Source organism: uncultured Desulfobulbus sp. (assembly GCF_963662935.2).
GTDB lineage: Bacteria > Desulfobacterota > Desulfobulbia > Desulfobulbales > Desulfobulbaceae > Desulfobulbus.
Genome location: NZ_CAXXTL010000002.1, coordinates 742571 through 754987 on the forward strand (window position 1 = coordinate 742571; position 12417 = coordinate 754987).

Genomic DNA, 12417 nt, shown 5'->3' on the forward strand with positions numbered 1-12417 from the left:
GCGGTCATCCCGCATTTGAAGTTCTGCTGCTTGTCCCGACTCAACCGCTGTAAAATAGCGTACCCACGATAAATTGCCAAATACTATTTTCGGATCTCCGGTCTCTTCGCTTTGTCTCGTTCAGGTTTTTTTTACATTCCCAGTGTTCAGCCAGTCAACCAGCCTGACCAGACCGAGTTCCGTGGCAACCAATGGCCTATAGCCCAGCAGTTTTTCAGCCTTTTGATGACTGAACCAATGGGACTTCGCCAGCTGATAGGCAAGAAACCTGGTCATCCTCGGTTCCTCTGCCTTACCGAGTACGGTATACAAGGTCTCCAGCGTCATCCCTACACCATAGGCGATGGCCAAGGGAACCCTTTGGGTCGCGGGCGGAATGTTCAGTCGGACGAACAAATCGTTGATCCATTGCCAAAGAAGCACCGGTTCCTCCTGGCCGATGAAAAAGGCCTGGCCAGCACCGCTTCCCGTGGTTTCTAAATTTTTCGCTGCGAGAACATGAGCATGCACTACGTTCTCTATATAGGCGATGTCGACACGATTTTCACCCGAACCGACGATCTTCAGGGCCTTTGCCCTGCCCCGTTCAAGTAACCGCGGCACAAGATGATGGTCTCCCGGTCCCCAGACCAGATGCGGCCTGATGGCAATCGTCCTCAAGTCACCGGCATTCGCCTGCAGGACCGTCTGCTCCGCTAGAATCTTGGAAGCGGCATAATGGCACAAAGGCTTGACGGCATAGGGTGTGGTTTCATCGACGCCTTCCAGACTGTGCCGGTCAAAGACCACCGAAGGCGTGGAGGTGTAGACCAGGCGGGGCACACCGTTCTTTCGGCAAGCGGCAACGACATTGGCAGTACCTGTTACGTTGATGGCATAATATTCCTGCCGTGGCCCCCAGATACCAGCCTTGGCGGCCACATGAAACACGGTGTCGTACCCGGCCAGAGCGTGCTCAAGGAAAGGCTGATCGCGAATGTCGCCCCGAAGGCACTGCACCCCAAGCCCTTCCAATTCCGGATAGGGATTACGGCCAATCACCGTCGTCTCGATGCCGCGTCCGACCAGTTCGCGCACCAAGGCTTTACCGATAAAACCGCCGCCTCCGGTCACCAGCACCTTGTTCATGTTCTCCCCCGTGTTGTTGCCTGCATCTTCTTGGTAGTGCCCGTTTTCTTGCCGTCCGCCCGGATAGCCACCCCTTTATCAGCCGCAGGGCAGTTGCACCTTTTTCGCCGCCCAGGCCGCCAGTTGTTCCCGGAAAATCTTGGCGTTATGCCGGATATCCACGGGAAAGGATCGGTGGATCAGGAAGTGTTCGATGTTTTCGGTCAGCGGATTGGCCCTTGCCAGGTCTCGCAGTTCATTGAACAAAGGCGCTTCATCGGCGACCGCCCCCCAAGGCTCGACCACGATCACCGGAGTCTGGCACGGGCAGGTTCCCAAACCGATCAAGGCTGAACGCCTCACCTGCGGATGCTCGTTGAAAATCGCCTCACAGGGAATGGTGTCCATCACCCCGCGGGCCGTATGGACCCTGTGGGCTTTCCGGCCATGAAACCAGAGGCGTCCCAGGTCGTCGAAAGAGCCGATGTCGCCCATCCGGTGCCAGAAGGTTTGGCCATCGGTAATCTTGGCCAGCCGGGTTTCATGTTCATTGCAGGCATAGGCGCGGGTGACCACCGGTCCGCGGACCACAATCTCCCCGATAGCGCCTGGCCCCCATTTCTCCACTTCCAGCCAGGAGCTGATTGCCCCCTCCTCTGGCTTGATAATCCGGATGTCGATCCCCGGCAGGGCGCGCCCCACACAGGCACCGTGGCCCTTCCGGGTGAGCGGCCACGTCTCTTGGACGATCTCCCGGCCTTCAATGGAGGCAACAGGCAGACTCTCGGTGGCTCCATACGGGGTGAAGATGCGGCCGTCCTCCGGTAAAATCCGCTGCACACGCTCGACCAATTCACCCGGTACCGGCGCTCCGGCCATCAACACCTTCTTCACGGGCAGGACAATGCCCTTTTCCAGGCAATAACGACTGACGACATTCCAGATCGCCGGGGAGCCAAAGGAATAACTGACCCGATGTTCCAGCAGGGTGCGGACAAATTTCTCGGGATCGACCTGAGCCGGCCGGGTCGGATCCATGTCCGGGATCACGGCCTTGGCGCCCAAGGCAGCGGCAAACAGCCCGAAAAGCGGGAAACCGGGCTGATCGACATCGCCCAGTCCAATGCCGTAGTAATCGCGGATCAATCCCAACTGGGTGTGAAAAATCCCGTGGGTGTATTCCACACCCTTGGGTGGCCCGGTGGAGCCAGTGGTGAAGATGATGGCGGCCAAGTCTGCTGCTCCGGCCTGATAGCGTAAAGGTTCGCGGCCCGGTGCGTGTACCGGTTCGAGCCCCTTCCCGAGACTCCACAGCGCCCGGCCAACGCGAAGGCGTTTACGAACCGTGGCAAAGGGTGCACGAAAAAGCAGGCTGAAGAGGATTGCCTTGGGAATGCCGACTAAGATATCCGGGCGTACCGAGCCGATACAGCGCAGCAGGTTTTTGTACCCCATTCCCGGATCAATGAGAATGACCACCGCCCCCAGCTGAAAGAGGGCAAAGGTCAGGCAGACGAACTCCATCGATGGCCGCACCATCAACATCACCCGGTCGCCTTGCCGCACCCCCTCGGCGTGCAGGGCCGCAGCAAAACCGTCGCCATTCTGCCGCAACTCGGCAAAGGTCCATTGCCGCCATTGCTTACCCTCCAACGCAACGAGGGCCGTGAGGTCACCGAGAGCAGCAGCCGTCTGCTGCAGGGTGTTGGCTATATTACAGTCCATCAGCCCTCACCCCACGGTGCGTTGCAGAAAACGCTCGATCAACGGCTGTATCCGGGGCAAAGCATCTTCCAGCACATAGTGGCCGGCATCTGCGAAATAATGTGCCTCCGCCTGGGGAAATCGTCGTTGCCACTCGTGGTAAAATTCGTCATTGAAGCAGAAATCTTGCCCCCCCCAACAGAGCAGCAAAGGGCAGGTCCGCAACCGTTCGAGCGAGTTCTCGATGGCCACCAGGGTCGACCAGGATGGATGACGCTCATCCATCGGGATGTCCTCAACAAAACGGAGCACCGCAATTCGGTTCTGCCAGCTGTCATAGGGGGCGAGAAATCCTTGAGCGACCTCAGGCCGCATCGGACGAGTCACAGCCATAGAGACAGCGGCTCCGGCAAAACCGTTCAACCCGCGCACCAACAGCGGCCCGAGAATCGGCCAGCGGCAGACGGCGATGCGCAAGGGGATGCGCTGGGAACGGAAGGCCGCGGTATTAAGCACCACCACCCCAGCCACCCGTTCGGGATATTTGCCCGCCCAGCCCATACCGATGGCGCCGCCCCAGTCGTGGACGACCAGGACGCAACGCTCCACACCCAGGCTATCGAGCAAGCGCTCCAGGTTGTCAATATGGTTGCGAAGGCGGTACGGATAGTCGGCGGGCTTGTCGGAAAAGCCGCAGCCGAGATGGTCGGGGACGATGCAGCGATAGCGGTCGCGCAGATTGCTCACCAGATTGCGGTACAGGTAGGACCAGGAAGGATTGCCATGGACCATGACCACCGTGGGCCCCTGCCCTTCATCGAGATAGGCCAGTCGATGGCCGTCGATATTGAGGGAGCGGGGCTGGAATGGATATTCCGCCAAAGGCAGGGTGACCATCACCAGTCAATGCCCAGCATGAGCGAATTGATGCCCGATCCGATGCCCAAAATCGCAGCCCTCTGCCCGGGAACAAGGGCCTGTTGCTCGATGCCCAAAGCCATGGTGATGGGGGCGGAGACCGAACCGACATTGCCCAGGGTGGGCAGGGTCTCGAAATTCTTGGCCGGGTCGAGTTCCAGGGTTTCAAACAGCAGCTGGGCATGGGCCTTGCCGACCTGGTGGCAGAAAAACCGGTCGATCGTCTCTTTGGACCAACCCAATTCCGCTGCAAAGGCCTGCCAGCAGGCTGCGGCTGTTTCGATTCCTTTTTCCAGCAACTGCTCGGAGTCGGTGGACATCAGGGTGCCCTGTTCGGCGTTCTGCCCCCCCTGGCAGAGGTCGTTATGGGCGGTGTTGGCCCGGCAAGCCCCGCCCCGCAGATAATGTCCCGTATCCTTGTAGTCGCGGCTGGTCAGGACCAGGGCCACAGCCCCGGAACCAATGGTCAGGGAGGCGAAGAGCGGTTTGATCGACTTGCGGGTCAGGGAGGTGTCGGCAAGCAGATGGCTCAGGGTGGATTCGATCAGATCTTCAGCGGTCTCGCCCGCGACCAGCAAGCCGGCCTTCACCTGACCTAATTCAATCATATTGGCCAGCATGATCATGCCGTCGAGAAAACCGAGACAGGCATTGGAGATGTCGAAAAGCAGGCAGACAGGCGGCAGATCGAGGCTGCGATGGACAAAGGAGGCGGTCGCCGGTTCCATCATATCACGGCTGACCGAAGTAAAGAGCAGGCACTCCAGATCAGCAACCGGCACTCCGGCCTTGGCGATGGCCAGCGCGCCCGCCGCCGCCGCGCCGCTGCTCGGCCGGGTTCCCGGCTGCCACAAACGCCGGGTCTTGATGCCGGTCATCAGCTCCAGCCGGCCAACCGGCAATTTCAGCCGCTCGTACAACGGCTGCAACCGTTCTTCGATGGCATCCGAGGAGAGGATCACCGGCGGCAGAATTGAGCCGAAATCGTTCAGGCAAACCTTAGTGTACCGCATGATCAAACAACCACTCCTCTCATCCCTTCACCTTCCCTTGCAGCTGCCTGTTGTGTCGATTGTGCGTAACCATGAAGCGTTATTTCGGCACCTTAAAACTGTTGGCCCAGGCAATGAGCAAGGCCGCCAGCGCCAGATCGTCCATAACGCCGAGCACCGGCACCCATTCGGGAATCAGATCGTAGGGCGACAGGATATAGAGCAGGCCAAGAACCAGAACGCCTTTCACCGGCAATGGCGTGGTCGGCGACAGAAACACCGCCTTGGCATGTTTGATCATCTGCCACCAACGAGCGAGTATCGGCCACTGCTGCATAGTTCAGACCTTCATCCCCAGACTCCGGCAATCAACCGACTGCCTTGCCGACAATTGCGGCATCGAAGTAATTCATGCCCATGCCGGCGTCCACCACCAGGCACTGGCCGTTCATCCCTGAGGACCGGGGAGACAGTAGGAAGGCGGCCACATGGGCGGCCTCGCTGGTCTGCACCGCCTTCTTGCGCAGGGTGGCCTGCTCGGCAAACAGATAACTCTCGACATAACCGGGAATGCCGGCCGAGGCGGAGGTTTTGAGCAGGCCGGGACAAACTGCATTGCAGCGGATCTCGGAGAAAGCGGAAAAGCTCTTGGCAAGAAAGCAGAGTGAGGATTCGAGCGCCGCCTTGACCGGGCCCATATAGCCGTAATTTTCGGCGGCCATGCGGGTGGAGGAGATGGAGATGGTCACCAGCGAGGCCTGTTTCGCCAGCACTTCCTTGAAATGGTTGGCAATGGCAATAAACGAGAAACAGGAGATGTCCATGGCCTGGAGAAAATCTTTTTTCGGGGTCTGGTGGAAGGGACGCATCCCTTCTGAGTAGTTGGCAAAAGCAATGGAATGAACGATGCCGTCGATGGGTTCGGTTATCTGACCGGCAATCTCGTCCCTGACCCGAATGATGTTGACCTCGTCCTCGACATCGCAAAGAAAAATTGGGCTTTCAGGGAAAAGTTTTGCTGCGGTTTCAGCCCGTTGCTCGCTCCGAACCACATGAATCACCTTGGCACCGGCCTCGACCAGCACCCGGCCGATGGCACAGGCCACTGACTTTTTGTTGGCCAGACCAAACACCACAATATTCTTTCCTTCAAGCCGCAAAAAATCCACTCAGCCCCCCTTCCGCGCACAGGCGAACTCCACCTGCACCGCCACTTTACCGCCGACCCGGACAGATCCTTTCATCAACCAGGCTGGCCCCATCCGCTCGACCAGCTTTGCCACAATTTCCAGAGTGTCGCCCGGCCGCACTTCCCGCTTGAATTTGGCCCCCAGAATCCGGGTCAGCACCGGCATCCCCTCTTCGCTTCTGCTCTCGGACCCCTCGCCGCGCATCAACTCACCGATCAACAGGGCACCAGCCTGAAAGACTGACTCGCAGAGCAGCACGCCCGGCATCAGAGGATAATCGGGATAATGGCCCTGGAAGATATCCAGATCCAGAGGTACCAGCTTTTCCGCCCGGATCGACTCGCCGCTGATTTCCACGACCCGGTCCAACCAGAGAAAAGGCGGCCGGTGCGGGATGCGGCTGAGGATGAATTCGTCGGCCATCGGGTGACTCACAGTCCACCGGTGATCTCGAGCACCGCGCCGTTGATGTAAGCCGCCCGCGCACCGAGGAGAAAAAGCACCGCCTCCGCAACCTCGGCCGGGGTGCCGAATCGGCCTGCGGGCACCATTTTCTTATATTCCTTCACCTGCGCTTCCGGCAGATCGTCGATCAGATCGGTGGCGATAAAACCGGGCGAAACGCAGTTGACCGTGATTCTGCGCTTGGCCACCTCTTTGGAGAGCGACTTCATCAGCCCGATCTGACCGGCCTTGGAGGCAGCATAATTGCTCTGGCCGGCAAAACCAAGGTGGCCCATGGGTGAGGTGATGAACACAATGCGGCCGTACTTCTGCTTCATCATCAACGGCACGGCAAACCTGGACATGGTGTAGCCGCCGGTGAGGTTGACGTCGAGCACCCGCCGCCAGTCTTCCTCCTTCATCATCGCCAGGACCGCATCCCGCCGGATGCCGGCGTTGTTCACCAGAATATCGAGGGTATCGAATTCCGCCTCCAACTCCGCATAAAAGGCAGCCACTGCCCGGTAGTCGCTGACATCGAGTTGGCGCAGCCGAAGGCGCTCACCATACTGGGCGCAGTCTTTGGCAAGGGCCTCGGCTGCCGCCCGGTTGCCGCCGTAGATGCCGACCACGGTTGCGCCCTGGGCGAGCAAAGCCTCGGTGATGGCCCGGCCGATGCCACGGGTAGCGCCGGTGACGACTGCTTTTTTTCCTTCAAATTCGAGCATGGCTTCTGTCAACCCTTTACTTTTCGATCCAGCTGGTCAGCGTTTTGGGATGTCACTTATGATTCGAATAAAAAATCAGACCCTATTTCCCATCATCATTCGCGTTCATTCCGTTGAACTTCTTTAGTAGATACTGCAAGAAATTCCTAAGTTAGCAATCGCGTCCAACTACGGCTTGGTTCTATTTGGCTTTGGCAGTGAAGAAGAATACCACATCCGCCGCGATTTTCGCTCCATGTGCAACCTTAACTTCTTCCAGCTTCACTTGGAGCGCACTTGCAAACTGCTTACGTTTTGGCTCAACCCATCGTTTTCCTGCACGATTTGTCTGGTGTTGATAAATAACAAGCAACCAACCATGGGGAAGCACATCCCAAATGCTACGGATCTCGGTATTAAGAACGTGCTTCTTGTCAGCCTTGCCTTCTGGTTCAAGACCAGTATCCGGGTCAAGGAAGACTATAGAACGACCGTCGTTGTGTGCATGGATGAAAAATTTAACCGCCTCGTGGTAAACATCCCTCTCCATTTCTTCAAATGGAACGTCAAATATAGCAACCTCAGGTGGGGTAGGCAGCGTGGCAACATTCCCAATGTTACGAAAATGTCTTAGCACTCCTGTTGGAAGAGGGTGTTTTTCACCCCCAATTACAATTTCACCAAAATTTGATTTGTTGTAGTAGGCTATCTGAAGCACACGTTTGGCATCATATCTTTCGGCAAGTATAGAAAGGACACTCCACTTTACCAAGTCTCGATTATCAGAATACCAAGCATCTCGCATCGTTGTTCACCCTCGTCCTAACTCCGCAAATACCCATCGACATCATTGGCCACAATCACCCCGTAGTTGATTGCTCCCAGCCAGCCGCTCATAATGATGCCCACTGAACCGACATGGAAGAGGCCGCCGATCTCCTTGTGCAGGGAGCGGGAGATGTCGAGCCCCTCAAACTTGGTGCCGAACGAGGTGCCTTTAGTGTGCAGGGTGTAGCGGTGGAAGGTGCGCGGCGTCGCCGATTCGATGGTGTCCACCTTGGCTCTGACGCCGGGAATGTAGCGTTCCAGATCATCGAAACAGCGTTCGATCATCGCCTCTTTGGCTTGACTATAAGCAGCCTTATCGAGCCCGGCCCAGTCGTCGTAATCGGCGTTCATCGAGGCGACGATGGTGTAATCGGGTGGACTCTGAGGCCGGGTCCGGGGATAGTAGAGGGAAAAGGTGCGGCTTTTGGTGTCCATCCGCCGCATTTCCTCCGAGGAAAACTCTGCCGCCGTCGAGGTGAACAACAAATCACCAATATCGTTGATAACCTCCCCCTTGCGGATGCCGAAATAAACCTGGCAGCTGGAGTTGTTGACCCGCACCTTGCCGAAACGGTCAAGGAAATCGGCGGCAAACTGTTCCCGGCCCACCAGGTTGTCGATGGTGTTGGTGACGCCTGCATTGGAGATCACCGCCTTGGCGTTGATTTCGCGGCCACGGACCACCACCCCCGCAGTAACGCCGTTATCAACCAGGATGCGTTCGACCCGTGCCCCGGTGCAGATATCGACGCCCTTATCGCGCAGCTCATCCGCCATCAGACCGATCAGCTTGTCGGTGCCGCCCTCAAAGGTGAACACGCCCCGATTCATAAAGTTGGAGAAGACGATGCCGTAGGTAATGGCCGGTTCGTCGAGGGTTGAACCGTTGGCGTAGGTGATGGGTTCCATCAGCAGACGATGGATGTCGCTGCGGCCCGGGAAAAACTGCTCAAACAGCTCCCGGGTGGTCAGGGACTGGTCGTCGTAAAAATTCATCGCATCGACCGTGGCAAAGAAGCCCTCGACCACGGTTTGCCTGACACCGAAACGCTCCTGGAGAATGCGGATGAAGTCGTTCTTGCTGAAAGTGGTGGTCAGAGAAAACTGGGGGTTGTCGAATACGATGTTGTTCAGCTGGACGATGGAATCGCGGATGGCCTTGCCCCAGTATTTCTTGCAGGTCTTGACCATGCCGTAGGGAAAGCCGTGTAGGGAGACATCAAAGATGTGGCCGCCCCGCTTGAACCAGGTGGCGAGTCCCCCAAGCTGGATGTGGTGTTCGAGCAGCAGCACCGAGTGTCCGGCCGCCGCCAGCCGGTTGGCCGAGGTCAGGCCGCCGAGGCCGGAACCGACCACAATGACATCATAACGGGCTTGCACCCTATCCAGCGGTGAGTATTGCATCGCGTTCCATCGTGTTGACTCATTCTCGACCAATAGCCCCTCCGGTTCGAGCCGCATCCAGCAGAGCTGGCGGGCAATCCAGTGGTGCTCCCGAGAAAAAAATTACCGCAGGATATGCTGATTGACCACCGTGATCCCGCTCAGCATCGCCCCGACAATGCCGAGGTACCCTTGATCCGTTCCGGCCAGAAAAAGATTGGGCCAGGGGGTGACACCGTCCCTGATTTTCATGCCGCTGCCATAGACCGCTCCCTGGGCTTTGCGGGTAAAGCGCTCGATGGTCACTGGCGTAAAGCTGTCCTGATATACAATGGACTGGCGATAATTCCCAATAATTTCCTCGCTGGCAACGGTGGAGACCTTGGTCTCACGCTGTTTTACCAGATCATAGGCCTCTGAAGACAGGGCTTTCCACAGGGGATAACTGGCGGCATTGGTCACTCGGACCTGCACAAGATCCGCCGGAGGCAGGCCGGCAAAATTCTCGGGAAAGCAGATTACCCCCCAGGAGGGGTCAATATAGGCATCCGGCCGGCGGTAATGGAGCCGGGGTTGATTGTGATAGAAAATTATGGTGCGTTGCTGGGCAAGCGCTGCAACCTGATCGCGCGGGACCAGGGAAATGGTTTCCATGAAACTCATCCGGCCGCTGTAGGTTTCCCGGTCCGCCTTCCAGCCGGAAAGCCGAATGGTTTCCGGGATACCGGCCGTGGACAGGACAACTTCCGCGGTCAGCACCTCGCCGCTTTCCAGCCGCACCCCCGTAATCCGGCTCTTGTCGCTGACGATCTCCGCCACCGCACTGCGGTAGCGCAATTCGCCGCCGAAGTCCCGGTACTGCTGCACCAGCAGATCGAGAAATTCCCGCATGGTACCAGCCGGCCGAAAAAAACCCTCTTCAAAAACCGCCCGGAACATGATGACGAACTGTCCCAGGTCCATGTCATGCTCTTCCGCATTGCCATAGACCATGAGCGGCAGCAGCAGCATATCCTCCAACTGCGGTTCTTGGAGCTGCTCGGCTAGAAACTGGCGGGTCGAACGCCAAGGAACGGCCTTAAAGGGGTCGTAGGCGGCAAGATTTTTTTTGAGCTGGCGGAAGCGATCGATACAACCTGGAAATTCGCGGCCGACCTCCTCCTCCAACACAGCGGGCTCGTTGGAGAACACGAGGGAACGACCAGCGAAACGAATTTCCGAGGCGATCTGTTCGTGGAGGGCGAATCGTTTGCGGGAGAGGTGCAACTGACGGAAAAGCCGATTGAGCGGGGCGTGTTTTTCACCGGGAGCAGCACAGTTGGTCATCGCGTGCAAGCCCGTTTCCAGCAGCCGTCCCTGACGAACATAGAAGGAATTAAGCCCGCCGGGCAGGGCGTGCTGTTCGAGGATCAGGGTTTTGGTACCGAAACGGGCAGCCCGGATACCGGCCGCGAGCCCCGACAGACCACCTCCGATGATAATGAGCTGATACTCAGCCATGCGAACCAAACCGGTAGATTGAGGGAACCTCAGCCTCGGTGCAGGTCACCCCGGCGAGGGTAATCAGACGTTGTGCAGTTTGGGTTCGAGGTAGTTGACGCAACTGGTCAGCGTGGCGAGCTGAGGATATTCCTCTTCCGGTATCTGCAGTTTGTAGCGTTTCCGCAATTCCATGACAATATCCAAAAAATCCATGGAGTCGAGGTCTAACTGGTCCCGCAGGGGGGCGTCGGCATCAAGGCTGGAAAAATCAGCTTCTTCATCAATATCTGCTATGATTTCAAGGATAACATCCTTGATTTCGTCACGGGTCATTCTTCGATTCCTCTATATAAAAAAACGGATAAACGTATTGCACTCGAACGAAAGTTGAGAGAAATACCACAGACCCCCTCAGTTCGCCACAAATCTCTCGACAATGACCACCGAATTTATCCCCAACATACCGAAGGAATTATTGAGGATGGCATCGACCCGCTCAAGCTGATGCGGGGTGTTGGCGACCAGACCGGGCAGGGCGCATTCCGGGTCGAGGTTGTCCAGGTTGATGGTCGGATGCACCAGATTATCGGTGAACGAAGGTAAATTACCGGCCAGCTCGAGTACCCCGGCCGCGCCCATGGCATGGCCGATACTCGACTTGGTATTGTTGATCCAGGTGGTGGTAGAACCGGCAAAGGTCTCCCGAATGGCGTTGCACTCCTCGATGTCCCCCTGCTTGGTGCCAGTGGCGTGGGCGTTGAGGATGGTGATGTCCGAAGGTTCGAGACCTGCACGTTGCAGAGCCATCTCCATGCACTGCCGTTGCCGGGGGCCATGGGGAAGCACAAAATCCCGGGCGTCCGAATTCATGCCATATCCGGTGATCTCACCGTAGATCGATGCCCCCCTGGCCAGGGCCCGATCCAAACGCTCCAGGGTAAACACACAACCGCCCTCGGAGATGACGATGCCGTTGCGGTCCTGGTCAAAGGGGCGGCTAGCTTTGGTGGGATCGGTGTGCTCGGCCAAGGCTCCCTGGGCGCGAAAGCTGGCAAAGATGCCAAACGAGCCGACGCACTCAGAAAGACCGCCGCAGAGCGCGAGATCAACCTCGCCCAGGCGCAGCATCTGGACTCCCTGGATCAGGGCAGCGTTACCGGCAGCGCAGGCCGCGCCGATGGCGTAGTGCGGCCCAGTGATCCCAAGATTCATGGTGATCTCGCCGGCGGGGTTGTTGAGCACGGTGCGGGGGTTGTGGTGGTGGGTCCAGTAGTTGACATCATAGCCGTACTGACCGATGTTGTAGACCTCGTTTTCCGTTTCCACGGTGCCGTGCTCGGTGAGACCGATGTACACACCAGTCTTGGCTCGATCGTAGGTGGAAAAATCGATCCCGGCATCAACCAGGGCCTCATTGGCGCAGTAGACCGCGATGCAACCGGCGCGGGTCCCCCGGCTGTTCTCCCGTTTCTTGCGGTAGCGGGTTTCGGCAAATTGGCAAATTCCGGCCGGGTGAACGCCCATGTACCGCAGATCGATGGTAGTGATCCCGCTCCTGCCAGCCAGCAGGTTAGCCCGGAAATCGGTCAGATTAGCGGCACCCGGCGCAACCAGGCCGACGCCGGTGATAACAATCCGTTGGTTTTCAGCTTGCTGTTTCAT

The 12417-nt window shown here is 57.8% G+C and carries 13 protein-coding genes; all 13 read right to left on the reverse strand.

Annotated features, from left to right (window positions below; translation table 11 throughout):
* Window positions 1-120: 120 nt before the first annotated feature.
* Window positions 121-1128: an NAD-dependent epimerase/dehydratase family protein gene (locus ACHZCX_RS07600; protein WP_319586630.1), complete on the reverse strand. Its 1008-nt coding sequence runs from the start codon at window positions 1126-1128 to the stop codon at window positions 121-123.
* 78 nt (window positions 1129-1206) lie between these two features.
* Complete coding sequence (locus ACHZCX_RS07605) at window positions 1207-2832, reverse strand: fatty acid CoA ligase family protein (RefSeq protein ID WP_319586631.1); 1626 nt, start codon at window positions 2830-2832, stop codon at window positions 1207-1209.
* 6 nt (window positions 2833-2838) lie between these two features.
* A complete protein-coding gene (locus tag ACHZCX_RS07610) occupies window positions 2839-3708 on the reverse strand; it encodes an alpha/beta fold hydrolase (protein WP_319586632.1) in 870 nt (289 codons plus the stop codon).
* Entirely contained in the window at window positions 3708-4742 is a 1035-nt protein-coding gene (locus ACHZCX_RS07615; protein ID WP_319586633.1) for a 3-oxoacyl-ACP synthase III, read from the reverse strand. The genes ACHZCX_RS07610 and ACHZCX_RS07615 overlap by 1 nt, the downstream gene beginning before the upstream one ends.
* A gap of 79 nt (window positions 4743-4821) precedes the next feature.
* Window positions 4822-5058 (reverse strand): DUF1232 domain-containing protein, encoded by a 237-nt coding sequence (locus ACHZCX_RS07620; RefSeq protein ID WP_319586634.1) that lies wholly within the window; start codon window positions 5056-5058, stop codon window positions 4822-4824.
* 31 nt (window positions 5059-5089) lie between these two features.
* The gene (locus ACHZCX_RS07625; RefSeq protein WP_319586635.1) at window positions 5090-5890 is read right to left on the reverse strand and encodes an SDR family oxidoreductase; all 801 of its coding nucleotides are present in this window, start codon (window positions 5888-5890) and stop codon (window positions 5090-5092) included.
* Window positions 5891-6334, reverse strand: coding sequence for a 3-hydroxyacyl-ACP dehydratase FabZ family protein (locus ACHZCX_RS07630; protein WP_319586636.1), 444 nt, complete (start codon window positions 6332-6334; stop codon window positions 5891-5893).
* Between the two features lie 8 nt (window positions 6335-6342).
* Window positions 6343-7083, reverse strand: a complete 741-nt coding sequence (fabG, locus tag ACHZCX_RS07635; RefSeq protein ID WP_319586637.1) for a 3-oxoacyl-ACP reductase FabG — start codon at window positions 7081-7083, stop codon at window positions 6343-6345.
* Window positions 7084-7264: 181 nt separating this feature from the next.
* Window positions 7265-7867: a hypothetical protein gene (locus ACHZCX_RS07640; RefSeq protein ID WP_319586638.1), complete on the reverse strand. Its 603-nt coding sequence runs from the start codon at window positions 7865-7867 to the stop codon at window positions 7265-7267.
* 17 nt (window positions 7868-7884) lie between these two features.
* Window positions 7885-9294 carry an NAD(P)/FAD-dependent oxidoreductase gene (locus ACHZCX_RS07645; protein ID WP_319586639.1) on the reverse strand — a complete coding sequence of 470 codons (1410 nt, stop codon included), beginning with the start codon at window positions 9292-9294 and terminating at the stop codon, window positions 7885-7887.
* Window positions 9295-9396: 102 nt separating this feature from the next.
* The gene (locus tag ACHZCX_RS07650; protein WP_319586640.1) at window positions 9397-10773 is read right to left on the reverse strand and encodes an FAD-dependent oxidoreductase; all 1377 of its coding nucleotides are present in this window, start codon (window positions 10771-10773) and stop codon (window positions 9397-9399) included.
* 63 nt (window positions 10774-10836) lie between these two features.
* Window positions 10837-11088, reverse strand: a complete 252-nt coding sequence (locus ACHZCX_RS07655; protein WP_319586641.1) for an acyl carrier protein — start codon at window positions 11086-11088, stop codon at window positions 10837-10839.
* 78 nt (window positions 11089-11166) lie between these two features.
* Window positions 11167-12417: a beta-ketoacyl-[acyl-carrier-protein] synthase family protein gene (locus ACHZCX_RS07660; RefSeq protein WP_319586642.1), complete on the reverse strand. Its 1251-nt coding sequence runs from the start codon at window positions 12415-12417 to the stop codon at window positions 11167-11169.